The organism is Actinomadura gamaensis (assembly GCF_042652125.1).
Taxonomy (GTDB): Bacteria; Actinomycetota; Actinomycetes; order Streptosporangiales; family Streptosporangiaceae; genus Spirillospora; species Spirillospora gamaensis.
This window is the reverse complement of sequence record NZ_JBHSIT010000001.1, coordinates 949,614-968,350: the sequence shown is the minus strand read 5'-3', so window position 1 is coordinate 968,350 and position 18,737 is coordinate 949,614. Positions and strand designations below refer to the sequence as shown.

16 protein-coding genes and 1 pseudogene are annotated in these 18,737 nt (G+C 73.9%); 9 read left to right on the top strand and 8 right to left on the bottom strand.

The window, feature by feature from the left end:
* Positions 1 to 37 precede the first annotated feature (37 nt).
* The 6 genes from ACFPCY_RS04475 (at position 38) to ACFPCY_RS04450 (ending at position 5,153) form a co-directional block, all read left to right on the top strand.
* Positions 38 to 751 carry a metal ABC transporter ATP-binding protein gene (locus ACFPCY_RS04475; RefSeq protein ID WP_378252582.1) on the top strand — a complete coding sequence of 238 codons (714 nt, stop codon included), beginning with the start codon at positions 38 to 40 and terminating at the stop codon, positions 749 to 751.
* Positions 748 to 1,722: a metal ABC transporter permease gene (locus tag ACFPCY_RS04470; protein ID WP_378252254.1), complete on the top strand. Its 975-nt coding sequence runs from the start codon at positions 748 to 750 to the stop codon at positions 1,720 to 1,722. Before ACFPCY_RS04475 ends, ACFPCY_RS04470 begins: the two co-directional genes overlap by 4 nt.
* Positions 1,719 to 2,120 (top strand): Fur family transcriptional regulator, encoded by a 402-nt coding sequence (locus tag ACFPCY_RS04465; RefSeq protein ID WP_378252253.1) that lies wholly within the window; start codon positions 1,719 to 1,721, stop codon positions 2,118 to 2,120. The genes ACFPCY_RS04470 and ACFPCY_RS04465 overlap by 4 nt, the downstream gene beginning before the upstream one ends.
* A 152-nt stretch (positions 2,121 to 2,272) precedes the next feature.
* Complete coding sequence (locus ACFPCY_RS04460; protein ID WP_378252252.1) at positions 2,273 to 3,877, top strand: M4 family metallopeptidase; 1,605 nt, start codon at positions 2,273 to 2,275, stop codon at positions 3,875 to 3,877.
* Positions 3,878 to 4,072: 195 nt separating this feature from the next.
* Complete coding sequence (locus tag ACFPCY_RS04455) at positions 4,073 to 4,693, top strand: hypothetical protein (RefSeq protein WP_378252251.1); 621 nt, start codon at positions 4,073 to 4,075, stop codon at positions 4,691 to 4,693.
* 34 nt (positions 4,694 to 4,727) lie between these two features.
* Positions 4,728 to 5,153 (top strand): OsmC family protein, encoded by a 426-nt coding sequence (locus ACFPCY_RS04450; RefSeq protein ID WP_253877850.1) that lies wholly within the window; start codon positions 4,728 to 4,730, stop codon positions 5,151 to 5,153.
* Positions 5,154 to 5,201: 48 nt separating this feature from the next.
* On the opposite strand, the gene ACFPCY_RS04445 is transcribed toward ACFPCY_RS04450, so the two are convergent.
* The 3 genes and pseudogenes from ACFPCY_RS04445 to recO form a co-directional block, all read right to left on the bottom strand.
* Entirely contained in the window at positions 5,202 to 6,020 is an 819-nt protein-coding gene (locus tag ACFPCY_RS04445; RefSeq protein WP_378252250.1) for a TauD/TfdA dioxygenase family protein, read from the bottom strand.
* A gap of 105 nt (positions 6,021 to 6,125) precedes the next feature.
* Entirely contained in the window at positions 6,126 to 6,926 is an 801-nt protein-coding gene (locus ACFPCY_RS04440; protein WP_378252249.1) for an isoprenyl transferase, read from the bottom strand.
* Positions 6,927 to 7,177: 251 nt separating this feature from the next.
* Positions 7,178 to 7,903, bottom strand: a pseudogene (gene recO, locus ACFPCY_RS04435) (DNA repair protein RecO); the annotation flags it as partial.
* Between the two features lie 186 nt (positions 7,904 to 8,089).
* Here recO and ACFPCY_RS04430 point away from each other — a divergent pair.
* Positions 8,090 to 9,118, top strand: a complete 1,029-nt coding sequence (locus ACFPCY_RS04430) for a M4 family metallopeptidase (protein WP_378252248.1) — start codon at positions 8,090 to 8,092, stop codon at positions 9,116 to 9,118.
* Between the two features lie 62 nt (positions 9,119 to 9,180).
* Complete coding sequence (locus tag ACFPCY_RS04425; RefSeq protein WP_378252247.1) at positions 9,181 to 9,432, top strand: protealysin inhibitor emfourin; 252 nt, start codon at positions 9,181 to 9,183, stop codon at positions 9,430 to 9,432.
* Between the two features lie 323 nt (positions 9,433 to 9,755).
* Here the strand turns inward: ACFPCY_RS04425 and leuA are convergent, their stop codons facing one another.
* The 3 genes from leuA to ACFPCY_RS04410 all read right to left on the bottom strand — a co-directional run bounded on the left by leuA (position 9,756) and on the right by ACFPCY_RS04410 (position 13,144).
* Positions 9,756 to 11,480, bottom strand: a complete 1,725-nt coding sequence (leuA, locus tag ACFPCY_RS04420; RefSeq protein WP_378252581.1) for a 2-isopropylmalate synthase — start codon at positions 11,478 to 11,480, stop codon at positions 9,756 to 9,758.
* 222 nt (positions 11,481 to 11,702) lie between these two features.
* Complete coding sequence (gene ddaH / locus ACFPCY_RS04415; protein WP_378252246.1) at positions 11,703 to 12,473, bottom strand: dimethylargininase; 771 nt, start codon at positions 12,471 to 12,473, stop codon at positions 11,703 to 11,705.
* A gap of 59 nt (positions 12,474 to 12,532) precedes the next feature.
* Complete coding sequence (locus tag ACFPCY_RS04410; protein ID WP_378252245.1) at positions 12,533 to 13,144, bottom strand: TerB family tellurite resistance protein; 612 nt, start codon at positions 13,142 to 13,144, stop codon at positions 12,533 to 12,535.
* Positions 13,145 to 13,243: 99 nt separating this feature from the next.
* On the opposite strand from ACFPCY_RS04410, the gene ACFPCY_RS04405 reads away from it, so the two are divergent.
* The gene (locus ACFPCY_RS04405; protein WP_378252244.1) at positions 13,244 to 13,873 is read left to right on the top strand and encodes a hypothetical protein; all 630 of its coding nucleotides are present in this window, start codon (positions 13,244 to 13,246) and stop codon (positions 13,871 to 13,873) included.
* 21 nt (positions 13,874 to 13,894) lie between these two features.
* On the opposite strand, the gene era is transcribed toward ACFPCY_RS04405, so the two are convergent.
* Both era and ACFPCY_RS04395 read right to left on the bottom strand, forming a co-directional pair.
* Positions 13,895 to 14,830, bottom strand: a complete 936-nt coding sequence (gene era, locus ACFPCY_RS04400; protein WP_378252243.1) for a GTPase Era — start codon at positions 14,828 to 14,830, stop codon at positions 13,895 to 13,897.
* 440 nt (positions 14,831 to 15,270) lie between these two features.
* On the bottom strand, positions 15,271 to 18,639 hold the full coding sequence (locus ACFPCY_RS04395; RefSeq protein ID WP_378252242.1) for a BTAD domain-containing putative transcriptional regulator: 3,369 nt from the start codon (positions 18,637 to 18,639) through the stop codon (positions 15,271 to 15,273).
* Positions 18,640 to 18,737 lie beyond the last annotated feature (98 nt).

The window sequence follows — 18,737 nt, the reverse complement described above, 5'->3', positions numbered from 1 at the left end:
CTCGTCCCCCTCTCCCGTGAGCCCACCCCCCTTCGCGATGACCGGCGGACGCGTCCGCCTGGACGGCCGGGAGGTGCTGTCCGGCATCGACCTGCGGGTCGAGGACGGCGACGTCCTGGCCCTGACCGGCCCGAACGGCTCGGGCAAGTCGACGCTGGTCCGGGCGCTGCTCGGGCTGCTGCCGCTGAGCGGCGGCCGGACCGAGATCTACGGCGCGACGCCCGCCCGGTTCCGCGACTGGGCGCGCGTCGGGTACGTCCCGCAGCGGCTGCCGATGGGTGGCGGCGTCCCGGCGACGGTCCGGGAGGTGGTCGCGTCCGGACGCACGGCGCGGCAGTCCCGCTGGCGCCTCGCGTCGGCCGCCGACCGCGCCGCCGTGGACCGCGCCCTCGACGCCGTCGGCCTCGCGGACCGCGCCCGCGACTCGGCGCACCTGCTGTCGGGCGGCCAGCAGCAGCGGGTGCTCATCGCCCGCGCGCTGGCGGGCGAGCCCGACGTGATCGTCATGGACGAGCCGAACGCCGGGGTGGACGCCGACAACCAGCGGGCCCTCGCCCGGACGCTCGGCACGCTCGCCGCCGAGGGGCGCACGGCGCTGCTCGTCCTGCACGAGCTCGGGCCGCTGGAGCCGCTGATCACCCGGACCGTCCGGCTGGAGAACGGCCGGATCGCCGCAGAGACCCGGCTCCGCGAGCCGGCCCCTTCCGGGCGGCGGGAGACGCTGGAGCAGCCCGCGGGGAGTGCCGCATGAGCGACGTGCTGTCCTACGACTTCATGCGGATCGCGCTGGTCATGGCGATCCTGATCGGGCTGACCGCGCCCGCGATCGGCACGTTCATCGTGCAGCGCAAGCTGTCGCTGCTCGGCGACGGCATCGGGCACATCGCGCTGACCGGGATCGGGCTCGGGCTGCTCACCGGCACGTCCCCGATCCTCGGCGCGCTGGTCGTGACCGTGCTCGGCGCGCTCGCGATCGAGCTGCTGCGGGCGCGCAGCCGCAGCGGCGGGGACGTGGCGCTCGCGCTGCTGTTCTACGGCGGCCTCGCGGGCGGCGCGCTGCTCACCCAGGCGCAGAGCGGCGGCACGAGCCTCCAGTCCTACCTGTTCGGCTCGATCAGCAGCGTGACGATGGGCGACCTGTACGTGGTCGCCGGGCTGGCGGTCGCGGTGCTCGCGATCGTGGCCGTCTTCGGCCGCGACCTGTTCCTGCTGTGCCAGGACGAGGAGCTCGCGCGCGCGTCCGGGCTGCCGGTGCGGTTCCTGTCGGTGCTGATCGCGGTGACCGCCGCGGTGACCGTGGTGATCGCGATGCGCGCGGTCGGGCTGCTGCTCGTCGGCGCGCTGATGATCGTCCCGGTGGCGGCGGCGCAGCAGGTGGCGCGGGGCTTCCGCGCCACGATGCTGGGCGCGATGGTGATCGGTGTACTGTCGGCGGTGTCGGGGCTGCTGGGGTCGTTCCAGTACGATCTCCAGCCGGGCCCGGCGATCGTGCTGGTCGCCCTGGCGGTGTTCCTGGTCGCGGTCGTCGCGGGCGCGGCGCTGCGCCGCCGCCGGGCGGACGCGCCCGTTCCGGCGGGCGGTGACGCGGACGCACCCGGCCCGGCGGGCCTGACGGCGGACGGCGACCCGGTCGCGGCGGCGGGAGCCGCGGCGCGCGGGACGGCAGGGGGCGCGGCGGCGCGCGCCCACGTGGAGGCCGAGGCGGAGGTGCTCGGAGGATGACCAAGGGGGGCACGACGTCCCGGCGGAACGCGGTGCGGGAGGCGCTCTCGGGGTGCGAGCAGTTCCGCAGCGCCCAGGACATCTACGCCGACCTGCGCGCGGACGGTTCGAAGATCGGCCTCACCACGGTCTACCGCGCGCTGCAGGCGCTGAGCGACGCGGGCGAGGTGGACGTGCTGCGCACCTCCGAGGGCGAGGCCGTCTACCGCGCCTGCCGCTCGGAGGAGCACCACCACCACCTGGTCTGCCGCGACTGCGGCCGGACGGTCGAGGTGGCCGGTCCGGCGGTGGAGCGCTGGGCCGACGCGATCGCCGCCGAGCACGGCTTCAGCGACATCACCCACACCGTCGAGGTCTTCGGCCGCTGCGCGGAATGCACGGCCGCCGACGCACGGTAACGGGCGACAGGTGGGGAACATTCGTCCCACTTTTTGACAATTTTCACCAAGTAAACCGAATACCTCTCATGTCATAAATGTCCCCATAGCCAGGGCGGGCCCGCCGATCGGGCCCCACGGGGGAGCCATGGCGCTCGCATGAGAGGGCGTTCATGAGAACCTCCCCCCGCCTGGTGGCCGGCGTCGCGCTGCTCGCCGCGCCGGTCGCCGCCGCCGTCCCGTCCGCCGCCTCGGCCGCCCCCGCTCCCACCGCGCCCGCGCCGTCCGTCGCCGCGGCGCGCGCGCTCGGGCTGACCGGCGCGCACGCGGCCGATCTGAAGGCGGCGCCGGACCAGAAGTTCACGGTCGTCGGCGTGGCGGTGGACCGGGACGGGACGTCCCACACCCGCATGGTCCGCACCTTCCGGAACCTGCCCGTGCTCGGCGGCGACGTGGTCGTCCACCAGAGCCGGTCCGGCGCGTACGAGGGGACGAGCGGGACCCTGCGGTCCGCGCCGAGCCCGACCGCGCCCAAGGTGCCGGCCTCGAAGGCGAAGAAGTCCGCCGCCGCGAAGCACTACAAGCTGCGCGACGACGGCGCGCTGGTCGTCGAGGCGCGCACCGCCGACCATCAGCCGCACCTCGCCTGGCGGTTCAGGACGGAGGGGAAGAAGGCCGACGGCACGCCGAGCCGCGTCTACACCTCGGTGGACGCGCTGACCGGCAGGGTGCTGTTCCGCGAGGAGACCATCAAGACCGACGCGGGCGACGGCAAGGGCCTGTACTCCGGGACGGTCCCGCTCCAGCTCACCAAGTCGGGGTCGTCCTACCAGATGAAGGACCCGACGCGCGGGGGCACGCTCACCGGCGACGCGCAGAACCAGTCCGATTTCTGCATCCTGACGTTCTGCCTGTGGCGCGCGCCGACGAACGTGTTCACCTCGTCCACCACGCACTTCGGCGACGGGACGAACGCCAACCGCGCCTCGGCGGGCGTGGACGCGCAGTACGGCACCAACGAGACCTGGGACTTCTACAAGGAGGTCTTCGGCCGCACCGGCATCAAGGGCGACGGCAAGGGCTCGTCCAACCGCGTCCACTACGACAACAACTACGCGAACGCGTTCTGGGACGACTCGTGCTTCTGCATGACCTACGGCGACGGTGACGGCAAGCAGCTCGCGCCGCTGACCGCGCTGGACGTCGCGGCGCACGAGATGACCCACGGCGTGACGAGCGCGACCGCGAACCTCACCTACAGCGGGGAGTCCGGCGGGCTGAACGAGGCGACCTCCGACATCATGGCGGCGGCCGTCGAGTTCTACGCGGACAACCCGTCCGAGACGGGCGACTACCTGGTCGGCGAGCGGGTCGTGCTGCCCGGCTTCGGCAGGCCGGCGCTCCGCTTCATGGACCGGCCGAGCAAGGACGGCAAGTCGCCCGACAACTGGTCCGCCGACCTCAAGAACCTGGACGTGCACTACTCGTCCGGTGTCGCGAACCACTTCTACTACCTGCTGTCCGAGGGCAGCGGCCCCAAGACGATCAACGGCGTCTCCTACGACAGCCCCACCTTCGACGGCAAGCCCGTCAGCGGGATCGGCCGGGACGCCGCGACCCGCATCTGGTACCGCGCGCTGACCACGTACATGACGTCCAGCACGGACTACAAGGCCGCGCGCGCCGCCACGCTGAACGCCGCCAAGGACCTCTACGGCGCGGGCAGCACCCAGTACAACGCGGTCGCCGCCGCCTGGACGGCCGTGAACGTCAGCTAGCCGCCGAGCGCGCGCCGCGGTCGCGGTCCGCGCGGCCGGTTCCGGAAGCCCCGTGCCCCCTCACCAGGGCACGGGGCTTTCCCTTCGGTCTGCAATAAAGACCAATTCGGTCATGGCCGTGGGCACAGGAAGGAGTCATAGTGGTCAACTGCGTCAAATCAGAAAACCAACGAAGTCTCTCCCAAGGAGACCCACATGAACCTCAACCGGCGCACGAACCCCATCCTGCTCACCGCCTGCGCGGCCGTCCTCGCCACCGCGACCGCCTGCGGCGGCGGCGGTAGCCAGAACGCCGGCACGACCGGCTCGGACACCTCCCACCGGACGAAGAAGCCGACGAGTGGAGGCTCCGGCAGCCCGACGTCCCTCCCGACGACACGCGCGCCGGGCTCGTGCCACGCCACCAGCACGGACCCGGCCACCACCCGCCCCGACCCGAAGTGCACGCCCGGCGCGACCAACCCGGACGTCACGCAGGCCAACATCCAGCAGACCGTCTGCGTCGCGGGCTACACCAAGAAGATCCGCCCGCCGGTGTCCTACACCAACGCGCTCAAGAAGCAGCAGATCGCCGAGTACGGCTACAAGGACACGAGCCCGGCCTCCTACGAGGAGGACCACTTCATCCCGCTGTCCATCGGCGGCAACCCCACCGACCCCAAGAACCTCTGGCCCGAGCCCGGCGGCTCGCCCAACCCCAAGGACCAGGTCGAGTTCAAGCTCTACAAGGCCCTCTGCGCCGGGCAGATCACGCTCGCCGCCGCCCAGAAGGCGATCGTCACCGACTGGACCACCGCCGGGAAGCTCGTCCGCTGACGAACGTCCCGCGCCGGGTTGGCAGAATCGGACCATGGCTACCACTCGTATCGCGAACGCGCACTGGGAAGGGCCGCTGATGGGCGGCCAGGGGACGGTGTCGCTGGACTCGTCCAAGATCGGCACGTACGAGGTCAGCTGGCCGTCCCGGGCCGAGGAGCCGAACGGGCGCACCAGCCCCGAGGAGCTCATCGCCGCCGCGCACTCCACCTGCTACTCGATGGCGCTCTCGCACGGCCTCGCCGGGGCCGGGACGCCGCCGGAGAAGGTGGACACCAAGGCGGAGGTCACCTTCCAGCCCGGTGAGGGCATCACCGGGATCCACCTGACCGTCCGGGCGAGCGTGCCCGGACTGGCCGCGGCGGACTTCGAGAAGGCCGCGCAGGACGCCAAGGCCAACTGCCCGGTCAGCAAGGCGCTGGCCGGAACGAAGATCACGCTGGACGCGGCGCTCGTCTGACCGCTCCGCCCGCCGGTCCCCGCCGCCCCTGCGGCGGGGACCGGCCGTTCAGGACCGCGGCAGGAGGGGAAGCGGGACGCTGCCGGCGCAGGTCACGAGGCGGAGCCGCCGCTCGCCCGCGCCGTCCTCGCCGACGTCGCGGACGTCCCGGTGCTGGGTGGAGCGGTTGTCCCAGACGACGACGTCGCCCGGCCGCCACCGCCAGCGGACGGTGTTCTCCAGCGCGGTGACGTGGTCCTGGAAGAGCCTGATCAGCGCGCCGGCGTCCGCCTCGGCGCTGAGACCCGCGACGCGCCGGGCGTGGGCGCCGAGCAGCAGCACGCGCTCCCCCGTCTCCGGGTGGACGGTCGCCAGCGGATGCTCCAGGACGCCGTCCGGACCGGCGTGCTCGATCCACAGCCGGTCGGCGATCTCGCGCAGCTCGACCGGCAGGCCGTCGTAGGCGGCGGCGGTGTTCGCCCACACGGTGTCGCCACCGAACGGCGGGACGCTCAGCGCGTGCAGCACCGACACTCCCGGCGGACGCATCGTGTCGCTGCCGTCCGTGTGCCAGCCCCCGCCCCCCGCGTACCGGGACACCGCGCAACCCGGCTGGACGACCGGCGCCGACGGCTCGCCGAAGATCGCGGCCAGCGCGGTCTGGTCGGAGCCGCAGAGGTGGCCCTGGCCCCGGAAGAACAGCACCTTGTGCCGCAGCAGCGCGCGGCGCAGGAGGCGGGCCGTCCCGTCGTCGAGGCCGCCGCACAGCCGGACGCCGGTGACCGCCGCGCCGATCCGTCCGGCGACGGGTTCGACGCGGGCCGCGCGAGCGGCGTGGCGGGCCCGGGCGGGACGGGCGGTCGGCAGGTCCAGCAGACGGTACGCCATGGCTCGACGCTAGCCCTCGGCCGCCAGAATGTCAATCAAACAGGTAGGGATTATGGAGTACAGTCGTACCGCCGCGCCACCGGGGTGACGCGGCGGATCGCGGGATCAGGCGGACGGCGCGACCGGCACGGGGTTCGGCTCGGCGCCGCCGTAGCGGCGGTCGCGGCTGGCGTAGACCTCGCAGGCGTGCCAGAAGTGGCGGCGGTCGAAGTCCGGCCAGAGCGTGTCGAGGAAGACCATCTCCGCGTACGCCGACTGCCAGAGCAGGAAGTTCGACGTGCGCTGCTCCCCGGACGACCGCAGGAACAGGTCCACGTCCGGGATGCCCGGCTCGTCGAGGTACCGCGCGAACGTCTTCTCGCTGATCTTGTCGGGGTTGACCTTGCCGTCCCGGACGTCCCGGGCGAGCTGCGCGGCGGCGTCCACGATCTCGGCCCGGCCGCCGTAGTTCACGCAGAACTGGAGGGTGAGGACGTCGTTGTGCCGGGTCATCGCCTCGGCGTCCTCCAGCTCCTTGATCACGCTGCGCCAGAGCCGGGGCCGCCGCCCGGCCCAGCGCACCCGCACGCCCATCGAGTGGAGCTGGTCGCGGCGCCGGCGGATCACGTCCCGGTTGAAGCCCATCAGGAAGCGCACCTCGTCCGGCGACCGCCGCCAGTTCTCGGTGGAGAACGCGTACGCCGACAGGTACGGCACGCCCAGCTCGATCGCGCCCATGATCACGTCGAACAGCGAGTCCTCGCCGCGCTTGTGCCCCTCGGTGCGGGGCAGCCCGCGCTGCTTGGCCCAGCGCCCGTTGCCGTCCATCACGATCGCCACGTGCCGCGGCACCAGCTCGCTCGGGATCGCGGGCGGGCGCACCCCGGTCGGGTGGGGGTACGGCGGCTGAACGGCGGCCCTGCTCAAACTGTCTCCCTGTCGCTCGTCCCGCCGCTCCCGGCGAGATCCTCGGGTCCGTGGTCGTCGGCGTGGTCACGGGCGTGCTGGTGGGCGTCCGCGGAAGGACGACGTGCCCCGGAGTCACACGCCCCGCCCTCGCGCGGCCCGGCGACACGCGGCCCGGCGTCACGCGGCGCAGCGTCACGCGGCGCGGCGTCGCGGGGGGCGGTGTCGCGCGGCGCGGGGTCGCGGGGGGCGGGGTCGCGGGGGGCGGTGTCGCGTTCGACGTGGCGGAGCGAGCGGATGCCGTGCTCCAGGTGCCACTGGAGGTAGGCGGCGACGAGGCCGCTGCACTCCACCCGGTGCCGCTGCTCGGAGTCGTCGGCGTAGTCCCACTCGCCGCGCAGCAGCGCCAGCATCAGCGCGAAGGTCGGCGGGGCGGGCGTGGCCGTGCCGGGCTGGCGGCAGCGGGCGCACATCGCGCCGCCGCCCGCGATGGAGAACCCGCGCAGCTGGCCGCGGTCGCCGCAGCGGCCGCACTCGTCCAGCGCCGGGGCCCAGCCCGCCACCGACAGCGACCGCAGCAGGAAGGCGTCCAGCACCAGGCGCGGGTCGTGCGAGCCGTCCGCCAGCGTGCGCAGGCCGCCGACCAGCAGCAGGAACTGCCGCAGCGCGGGCTCGCGCTCGGCGCTGGTCAGCTTCTCGGCGGTCTCCAGCATGGCCGTCCCGGCGGTGTACCGGGGGTAGTCGGCGACCAGCCGCTCGCCGTACGGGCGCAGCGTCTCGGCCTGGGTGATCAGGTCGAGCGAGCGCCGCTCGTAGAGCTGGAGATCGACGTGCGTGAAGGGTTCCAGCCGCGCCCCGAACCGGGATTTGGTCTTGCGCACCCCCTTCGCCGCCGCGCGGATCCGGCCGGTGCGCCGGGTCAGCACGGTCACGATGCGATCGGCCTCGCCCAGTTTCTGGGTGCGCAGGACGATGCCTTCGTCGCGGTAGAGGGTCACCCGCCCATTGTCGCCCACGTCGGGACGTGCCCTCGCACGACAACACCCGATCTCCACACACTCCGCGCGAACCCGGCGCACCACGGCGCTCCGAAACGAGATCATGACACTTAGTGACCGAATTAGGCCGGGTGACTGTCGCCGAAGATGTGGTACAAGTCACTTCGGGGATGGCAGCGTTGGACCATGAGATGCACCATCGTGCCCCCGCACATCCTCGACCACATCGCCAGAGACGCCCACGACCCCGCGCTGCGCGAGTCCGCCCGGCGCAGCCTGGTGCTCAGCTCCACCCACCGGACCGAGCGCCGGGTGCGGCCGGTCACCGCCCCCACCGCCACGCACGACAACGTCCCCCACCGCACCATCAACGACGCCGGCCACGACGAGTCGCTGCCCGGCCGGACCGTCCGCACCGAGGGCGCCGCCCCGACCGCCGACGCCGTCGTCAACCAGGCCTACGACTGGCTGGGCGTCGTGTTCAGCTTCTACGAGGCCGCCTACCAGCGCGACTCCATCGACGGCGCCGGGCTGGGGATGGTCTCCACCGTCCACTACGGGGACAAGTACGACAACGCGTTCTGGAACGGCCAGCAGATGGTCTACGGCGACGGCGACGGGACGCTGTTCACCGAGTTCACCGGCCCGCTCGACGTCACCGGGCACGAGCTCACCCACGGCGTCACGCAGTACACCGCCGCGCTGGAGTACCACGGCCAGTCCGGCGCGCTGAACGAGTCGGTCTCCGACGTGTTCGGCTCGCTGGTCAAGCAGTGGCACCTCGGCCAGACCGCCGACCAGGCCGACTGGCTGATCGGGCAGGGCCTGCTCGCCCCGCACGTGAACGGCGTGGCGCTGCGGTCGATGAAGGCGCCCGGCACCGCCTACGACGACCCGCAGCTCGGCAAGGACCCCCAGCCCGCCGACATGGCCCACTACGACAACACGAGCAGTGACGAGGGCGGGGTGCACATCAACTCCGGCATCCCGAACCACGCGTTCTACCTCGCCGCCACCGCGATCGGAGGGCACGCCTGGGAGCGCGCCGGCCGGATCTGGTACCAGACGCTGACCGGCGGCAAGCTCCACCCCTCGGCGGACTTCGCCGCGTTCGCCGCCGCGACGGTCGCGACGGCTGGGACGCTGTACGGCTCGTCCGGAACCGAGGTCAACGCGGTACGGCAGGCGTGGAGAGGGGTAGGCGTCCACGTGTGAGCGTGAGAATCCCACCGCGGGGTGGGACTCTCACGCCGTGACGAGAGCGGAGGAGAACCTTGGTGAAGGTGACCGTGGTCCGTAGCGGCGGGTTCGCGGGGATCGAGCGGCGCGGCGAGGCCGACAGCGCCGACGATCCCCTGCTGGCCGGGCTGGTCGGACGTGTCGACCTGGCGCAGGTCCCTCCGCCCGGGCGCATCCCGGACCAGTTCGTCTACGACATCGACATCGACGGCAGGGAGGCCGTCGTCGGAGAGGCGCAGCTGACCGGACCGTTGCGCGAACTCGTCCACCACGTCCTCGGCGGGGGCTGACCCACCGGGGACGCGCCGGACGGCCGGGACCGGGCCACTCGTAGCGGCCCGGGACCGGGCGTCCCGGCGCGAAAGGGGCGGAGAGACAGGGCGGAGAAGACAGGAAGGGCGGAGAGGAGAACGGTTTCCGGGTGCCGCCCCCGCGCGGGCGGCACCCGGAAAGTCACGCACCCGACCGGCGCCGATCATGCGCCGCGGGCATCACCGAACGAACGCCGCGGGCATCACCGCTCAGGCCCCGCGGGCATCGCCGTTCAATCGCCGCGGGCATCGCCGCTCAATCACCGCGGGGATCACCGATCAGGCGCCGCGAGCGTTGCCGATCAGGCGCCGCCGGTGTCGCCGGAGTCGCGGGCCACGCGGTTCACGGCCGACAGCATCGCCTTGAGGGAGGCGGTCACGATGTTGCCGTCGATCCCGACGCCCCAGACGGTCTGTCCGTCCACGTCGCACTCCACGTAGGCCGCGGCGCGCGCGTCGCCGCCCGCGCTCAGCGCGTGCTCGGCGTAGTCCAGGACGCGGACGTGCACGCCGACGGTGGCCAGGGCGTCCTCGAAGGCCGAGACCGGGCCGTTCCCGACGCCCTCGATCTCGCGGATCTCGCCGTGCACCCGGACGTCGCAGGAGAGGCGGTCCTTCTCGTCCACGCGGGACGCCGCGCGGTGCGCCAGCAGCCCGATGCGCGGCCCGTTCGCCAGGAACTCGGCCTCGAAGATCTCCCACATGCGCTCGGGCGTGACCTCGCCGCCCTGGTCGTCGGTGTGCTTCTGGACGACCCGGGAGAACTCGATCTGGAGCCGCCGCGGCAGTTCCAGGGAGTGCTCGGTCTTCATGACGTAGGCGACGCCGCCCTTGCCGGACTGGCTGTTGACCCGGATGACCGCCTCGTAGGTGCGGCCCACGTCGTGCGGGTCGATCGGCAGGTACGGGACCTGCCAGGTGAACTCCTCGACCGGGACGCCGGCGGCCTCCGCGTCCCGCTTCAGGTGGTCGAAGCCCTTGTTGATGGCGTCCTGGTGGGAGCCGGAGAAGGCGGTGTACACCAGGTCGCCGCCGTACGGGTGCCGCTCGTGGACGGGCAGCTGGTTGCAGTACTCGACGGTGCGCCGGATCCCGTCGATGTCGGAGAAGTCGATCATCGGGTCGACGCCCTGGGTGAACAGGTTCAGGCCGAGGGTGACCAGGCAGACGTTGCCGGTGCGCTCGCCGTTGCCGAACAGGCAGCCCTCGATGCGGTCGGCCCCGGCCAGGTAGCCCAGCTCGGCGGCGGCGACGGCGGTGCCGCGGTCGTTGTGCGGGTGCAGCGACAGGATGACCGAGTCGCGGAAGGCCAGGTTCCGGTTCATCCACTCGATCTGGTCGGCGTAGACGTTCGGGGTGGCCATCTCGACGGTGGCGGGCAGGTTCACGATGACCTTGCGGTCGGGGGTCGGCTGCCACACCTCGTTGACGGCGTTGCAGACCTCGACCGCGTACTCCAGCTCGGTGCCGGTGAACGACTCCGGCGAGTACTGGAAGTAGATCTCGGTGTCGCCCATCTGCTCGGCGAGCTTCCCGCACAGCTTGGCGCCCTCGACCGCGATCGCGGTGATGCCGTCCTTGTCCTGGCCGAACACGACGCGCCGCTGGAGCGTGGACGTCGAGTTGTACAGGTGGACGATCGCCCGCTTCGCGCCCCGCACGGCCTCGAAGGTCCGCTCGATCAGCTCGGGCCGGGCCTGCGTCAGCACCTGGATCACCACGTCGTCGGGGACGCGCCCCTCGTCGATGATCTGCCGGACGAAGTCGAAGTCGGTCTGGCTCGCGGCCGGGAAGCCGACCTCGATCTCCTTGTAGCCCATCCGGACCAGCAGCTCGAACATCTGGAGCTTGCGGTGGGAGTCCATCGGGTCGATCAGCGCCTGGTTGCCGTCGCGCAGGTCCACCGCGCACCAGCGCGGGGCCTCGGTGATGACCTGGTCGGGCCAGGTGCGGTCGGCCAGCTTCACGGGCGCGAACGGCTGGTAGCGCTGGAACGGCATGCCGGAGGCGTTCTGCTGCGGGTACATCTGGATGCTTCCCTCTGCTCGGTGCTTGCGGTCCGTGCGGCCGACGGTCACGTCAGAATCCCGCAGCGAGGGAGCCGACCTGTCTACAGGCCCCCGCTGCGGCCGCTAAGGAGAAGCAGCTGAGCGAACACGTCTGTCAAGCTAACAGATCGCATCCGCAACCCGGAAACCACGTCTCGCAGTCTGAGACGGGAAATCTCGCCGGGCCTCCTGCCAGCGCCTTCAGGAAAGGCGTGACGGGATGAGCACCGAGAGGCACGTCACACAGCCCTCCAGCGCCTCGAACTCCCCGATGTCCACGACCGTGACGCGGAAGCCGTCGGCGGCGAGCAGGTCTGCGGTGCGGGGCGCGGACGCGGCGATCAGCAGGTGGTCCGGGCCGAGCACGACCACGTGCGCCCCGGCCGGCTCGGGCGCGACCCGGATGCCCGGCAGCGCCGAGGTGTCCAGCCAGTCGGGGACGCCGATCAGCGAGCCGTCCGGGAGCGCGGTCATCGCCGACTTCAGGTGCAGCGCGCCGCGCACGTCCACCGGGACGACGCGGCGGCCCCCGACGAGCCGGGCGAGCTGGCAGATGCCCTCCTCGTTGGTGCGGTCGCCGCGTCCGACGTAGACGGTGTCGCCCGCCTGGAGCACGTCGCCGCCGTCGAGGGTGCCGGGCTCGGCGATCCGCTCGATCTTGAGGCCGAGGTCGCGCACGACCGTCTCGGTCCCGGCGACCTCGGCGCGGCGGGCGGGCGAGCCCGGCCGGGCCAGCACGGCCGTCTCGCCGCAGACGACGACCGTGTCCTCGACGAAGACCGCGTCGGGCGCGTCGTCCGCCTCGGGGACGGCCCGGACGCTCCACCCCGCCGCGCGCAGCGCCGCGGTGTACGCCGCGTGCTGCCGCCGGGCGAGCGCCACGTCCACCGGCCGCCGCTCGACGTGCGTGACGATGCCCTCCGCGAGCCGGGAGCCCGGCCGTCGCACCAGCGCGATCCCTGCGTCCGCCATGCTCTCGCCCCTCCCGGGCCCGTCCGGGCCGCCGCGGCCAACCGGCGTTCAGTGCGAGGTTAGTGCGCCGCGCCCTCGGTCATGGTGATGACGCCCAAGGCGTGCGCCCGGCTCATCCCGAGGAGCTGGGCGACGCGGTGCAGGGTCCGGCGCTCGGGCTCGTCCAGCGGGCCGTCGGCGAGGCCGATGCGGACGCAGCGGGCGAGGAACCACTCCTTCGCCTCGACGGCGAGGCCGGCTCCGGCGCGCGCGACCTCCTCCTCCAGGAAGGCGTCGCGCAGGTCGAGGTCGGTGTCCACGGCGACGTCGTCGTAGTCGGGCTCGCCGTAGCCGGTGACGGCCTCGATGGCGCGGGCGCGGCTGCGCTCGTCATCGGGGTCCCCCGCCCGCAGGACGAGTCCGGCGGCGGCGCGCATCCCGGCGGGCAGGGCGGCGGCGAGCTGCTGGGCGGTCGGGGTGCGCAGCGCGGAGAGGGCGAACCGCGTCCGGCAGACGCGGCACTCCGCGACCTCGCCGAGGCGGCGCAGCGGGACGAGCGGAAGGAAGAAGAGGGTGAGCCAGCGGCGGGCGGCCCGGCGGCGGTAGGCGCGGTCGCCGCCGCAGCGCGGACAGTGGAAGGTGCCCTCACCCGTCGTGCGGAAGAACACCGAAAGGCTGAAAACTAGCAACACCGGTCTCTCCTCCCATAACGGACGCATCCAAACTACCGATCCCCGCCGCCTCCCGCGCCCCGCACGGGCAACCGCGCACCCGACCCTTACGCTTGGCACATGACCGGTGACATGGGCCGACCCCAGTTCCTTCCGCCCGAGGAGGAGCCCCGGGAGCCCGTCCCGGAGCCGGGCTCCGAACCGCCGGCGACCGGACCCGCGCGCAGGCCCCGCGCCGGGACGGTCTGGAGCGTGCTGACCGTCCTCGCCGCCGGGGCGCTGCTCGTGTCGGCGTTCCTGCCGTGGGCGCGGCTGGAGATGGTCACCGAGCTGTTCGGCGCCTCGGTCAGCGACGACCTCGGGTCGATCGCGGGCATCGAGATGGACGGCACGGTCGTGGTCGTCCCCGTGCTGGCGCTCGCCGCGGCCGTGGTCGCGCTCTGGGGCGCGGTCGGCAAGGACGCCCGCATCGCCTCGCTCGCGGCCCTTCCCGGCGCGCTCGCGCTGGTCGCCTGCGTCCTGTTCGCGCTGCGGCTGGGACGGGCGGGCGACCGGCTCCGCGAGGACGGCGCGCTGATCTCGACCCGCACGCACGTCTCGCTCGCCTACGGCTGGTACCTGGGCGTGGCGGCGTCCCTGCTGGTCGTGGGCTTCAGCCTGGCCCGCCCGGTCGCGGTGCGGGCCCGGAGCCGCGGCCGCGCCCGCCCGGAGGCCACCGCTGAGCCCGCGGAGGCCCCGGACCATCCGTGAGAACGGCCGGGCGGCGCCCGATCAGTCGTAGAAGCCCAGCCGGCGGAGCTGCTTGGGGTCGCGCTGCCAGTCCTTGAGGACCTTGATCCGCAGGTCCAGGTAGACCTTGGTGCCGAGCAGGGCCTCGATCTGCCGCCGGGCGCGCTGGCCGACGTCCTTCAGCCGGGCGCCCTTGTGCCCGATGATGATGCCCTTCTGGCTGTCGCGCTCGACGTACAGGTGGGCGTAGATGTCGACGAGGTTCTCGCGGCCCTCGCGCGGGGCCATCTCGTCCACCGCCACGGCGATCGAGTGGGGCAGCTCGTCCCGGACGCCCTCCAGCGCCGCCTCCCGGATCAGCTCGGCGACCAGCACCTGCTCCGGCTCGTCGGTCAGGTCGCCCTCGGGATAGAGCGGGAACCCCTCCGGCAGGTGCTTGATCAGCAGGTCGCCGACCACGTCCACCTGGAAGCCGTTCTCGGCCGAGCAGGGCACGATGTCGGCGAACGCCCCCAGCTCCCCGATCGCGAGGAGCTGCTCGGCGACCCGCTCGGGCGGGGCGAGGTCGGTCTTGGTGACGATCGCGACGACCGGCGTCCGCTTCACGTTCGCCAGCTCGCGGGCGATGTACCGGTCGCCCGGGCCGACGGGCTGGTCGGCCGGGACGCAGAAGCCGATCACGTCCACCTCGGTGAGGGTGGAGCGGACCAGGCTGTCCAGCCGCTCGCCGAGCAGCGTGCGCGGCTTGTGCAGGCCGGGCGTGTCGACCACGACGAGCTGGGCGTCCGGCCGGTGCACGATGCCCCGGATCGCCCGCCTCGTGGTCTGCGGGCGGCTGCTGGTGATCGCCACCTTGGTCCCCACCAGCGCGTTCATCAGCGTGGACTTGCCCACGTTGGGCCGTCCGACGAAGCAGGCGAACCCGGACCGGAACGGCTCGGGCTGCGGGGTCTCTGCTGGCGATCCTGGCGATGTCACAAGACCAATTGTCGCCGACGCAGCGCAGCACCTCGTCCACCGACGCCCCCAAGCCACCCCACCCCCCGCCCCCGCACACCGCCAGCGCCCCGTTTCACACCCCACCCCGCGCACGCTCCGCGCGCTGCTCGTGCGCGCCGCTCCGCCTTCTGTGCGCGCCCCGCCCGCGCCCCGCTCCGCGCTGCGTTCGTGCGCGCCGCCCCCTCTGTTCGCGCGGCGTTCGCGCCCCGCCCCGCGCGGCGTCCGCGCCCCGCTCGCGCCCCGCCCGCGCCCCGCTCGCGCGCCGCCCACGCAGCGTTCGCGCGCCGCCCGCCCGCCGCCCGCCCGCCGCGTTTGCGCGCGCACCCTCTGTTCGCGCGGCGTCCGCGCCCCGCTCGCGCCCCGTCCGCGCGCCGCTCCGCCTTCTGTGCGCGCGGGGTTCGTGCGGGGCGGGGGCCTGGTCAGGCGGCGGGGACGCCTAGGGCGCGCAGCGCTTCGGCGGCGGCGCGCGACCAGCGCTCGACGCCGAGCCGCTCGGCGATCTCCGCCGCGTCCCGGTAGTGCCGGACGGCCTCGTCCGGGCGGCCGAGGAAGGCGGCCAGGTCGCCGAGGGTCTGCGCGACCGGGCCGATCGTGGCGACCGCGCTCGCTCCCCCGGCGATGTGGTCGGCGTACGGCAGCAGATCGTCCAGGCAGCGTCCGGCCAGGACGCGGTCGCCGAGGACGATCGCGCGCCGGGCCCGCAGGGCGATGGCCAGCTCGAAGAAGTAGTCCGGACGGACCGGACCCGCGTTCTGGACCGCCCGGCGCGCCTCGTCCAGGCGTCCGGCCGACGCGAGGGCGAGCGCGAAGATGTCGGCGGTGGCGGCGATGTGCGGCCAGCGCTCGGCCATCCAGGCGGCGGTGTCGAGCACCTCGGCGGCGCGCCCGCGCATGAGGCGCAGGCAGAAGATCCCGAAGAACGTCACGCCCAGCTCGCTGGACCAGATCCCGGTCCGGGAGATCGATTCGCCGACCTCCCGGTAGGCGCGCTCGGCGTCGTCGTACTCGGCGGCGAACGCGTGGCTGAGCGCGCGGTGCCAGTCGCTGATCCGGCGCAGCAGCGGCAGCCCGTACTGATCGGCGAGGCGCTGCCCCTCGTCGCGGTGGCGGGACGCCTCGTCCCGCCGGAGGAACGCCATGTGCGTCTGCTGGAGCTGGAGGTGCGCGAGGACCTGGTAGGCCGCCAGCTCGTGCTCGGTGGCGAGCTCCAGCAGCTCGGTCGCGACGGCGAACCGGTCGGCGCGGGCCTCGGCGGTCCGGAAACCGTTGATGTAGCAGCCGTTGAGCGCGGCGGCGAGCGTCTCGGGACGGCCCAGGCGGCGCGCGAGCGCGAGCGCCTCCCGCGCCGCCCGCAGGCCCTCGTCGCCGAGCTCGCCCTCCTGCTCGATCGCGAGCGTGGTGAGCAGGCGGGCGCGGAGTTCGACGGCGGAGTCCGGCAGGCCGTCCAGGGCCTCGCGGGCGGCGTCGAGCAGCTCGGTGTCGAGGGTGCCGTACTCGCGGGCCGTCCACAGGGTCGGGACGTCGAACGCGATGATCGCGCGGGCCAGCAGCTCCACGTCGCCCAGCGCCCGCGCCTCGGCGACGCACCGGGCGCGCCGGGCCCGCGACGGCACGACCGCCCCGGCCAGCGCGAACGCCCGGATCGCCCGGATCTCCAGTTCCAGCCGCTCGCGCGCCCGCGATCCGTCGCCGTCGAGCGCGGCGGCGGCGCGGTCCCAGAGTTCGGCGGCCGACGCGTGCGCGAACCGGGCCTCGGCGGCGGACGCGGCGAGCGTCGCGAACCGGACGGCCCGGTCGGGCTCGGTGCCGGCCGCCAGGTAGTGGTGGGCGATCGCGCCGACCTCGCCCGGCGCGTGCCGTTCCAGCGCGGCGGCGATCCGGCCGTGCAGGCGGGTCCGGCGCGTCGCCGACAGTTCGGCGCTGAGCGTGTCGCGGACGAGCGCGTGCGCGAACCGCATCCGTCCGGGCGCGGGCTCGGTGACCAGCCCCGCGGCGAGGCCCGCCTCCACGGCGTCGAGGACGGCGTCCTCGTCCCCGCCGGACAGGTCGGCGAGCACCCGCACGTCGGTCTCCGTCCCGGCGACCGCGGCGTGCCGCAGCACGGTCAGCGCGGACTCGGGCAGTCCGGCGAAGCGGCGGCGCAGCACGTCCCCGACGCCGGCGGGCACGCCGCGCGCCGCCGCGTCCGGGCCCTCGGCGTCGAGCAGCCGCGCGGTCTCGCGGGCGAAGAACGGGTTGCCGCCGGTCCGCGCTGCGATCGCGGCCAGCTCGCCCGCGCCGACCTCCGCCGCGCACGACGCCCGGACCAGCACGGCGACCTCGTTGTCCGCGAGACCGGCGAGATCGATCCGGACGGGTTCGTGCCGGGCCAGCCGCGCGAGCGCGCCCGCCATGCCGTCCGCCTCGTCCGGACGGAACGTTCCCACGACCAGGACCGGCAGATCGCGCAGCCGCTCGGGCAGCCGCGCCAGCAGGACGAGCGTCTCCTCGTCCGCCCAGTGCAGGTCGTCCAGGACGAGCAGCAGCGGCCCTTCCGCGGCGAGACCCGCGAGATAGTCGCCGACGGCCAGGCGCAGCCGGAACCGCCCGGTCGTCGCGTCGGCGGCGGTCCCGGTCTCTTCCCCGGCGGAGGCGTCGTCGAGCAGGGGCGCGAGACGCGCTGCGAGCGACGCGTCCGGAGGAGTCCCGGCCGCGAGCGCACGCAGCATCTCGGCCCACGGCCACGCCGCGGGCGCTCCCCCGGCCTCCTCGGACCGCCCCCACGCGACCCGCCATCCGTCCGCCGCGAGCGTCCCCGCGACCCGTTCGACCAGCGCCGTCTTCCCGATCCCCGCCTCGCCGCCGACGAGCACGACCCGGAACCGTCCGCCCGCGACCTCCTCGGCCGCGCGCCCGAGCTGCGCCGTCTCGGCGTCCCGCCCGACGAACGCGTCCGCACCGGCCGTGACCAGCCGCAACCGCCGCTCCACCCCGCCCACCCGAGCTGCCGCGGATTGGGCCGCGCTCGGTTCTCCGGTTCCCGGTTCGGCGTCGAGACGCGGCGCTTGGGCGAGGATGTCGGATTCCAGGGCGCGAAGGGCGGGGCCCGGATCGACGCCGAGCTGCTCGGTCAGGACGTCGCGGGCCCGCCGCAGGGCGCCGAGCGCGTCGCCCTGGCGTCCGGTGCGGTAGAGGGCCAGGGCCAGCAGGCGCCACGCGTCCTCGCGGAGCGGGTTCGCGGCGACGTGCGCTTCCAGGTCGGGGACGGCCTCGGCCTCCGCACCGAGCCGCAGCATCGCCTCGGCGCGGCACTCGACGGCGAGGCGGTGCAGCTCGTCCAGGCGGACGGTCTCGGCGGCGGCCCACGGCAGGGCGGAGAACTCCGCGTACGCGGGGCCGCGCCACAGCTTCAGGGCGCGTTCGGCGAGGGCGCGCGCCTCGGCCGGATCGTCGGCGTCGCGGGCGCGGTCCACGAGGTCGTCGAAGGTCCACGCGTCCACGTCGGACGCCGGAAGGCGCAGGGCGTAACCGGGCGGGGCCGTCACCAGGACGCGCGCGGGCGTCCGGGGCGGACGGTCCGGTTCCAGCGCGCGGCGCAGGTGCGAGACGAACGACTGCAGCCCGGCGGCGGCCCTCGGCGGCGCGCCATCAGGCCACAGATCGTCGACGAGGCGGTCGGCCGGGACGAGGCGTCCGTGCGCGGCGACGAGCCGGGCCAGCACGGACCGCTGCCGGGGACCGCCGAGGTCCACCGGCCCGCCGCGCACCACGGCCTCGAAAGCCCCCAGAACCCGCACCGCCAGTGCCACGGTCAAAAGCCTAATGGCCCGGCGTTCCGGGCGTTCAGCACCCCGGAACGCCGGGCCGGAGCCCGACTCAACGCGATCAGACGGGCACGGGCGCCCGC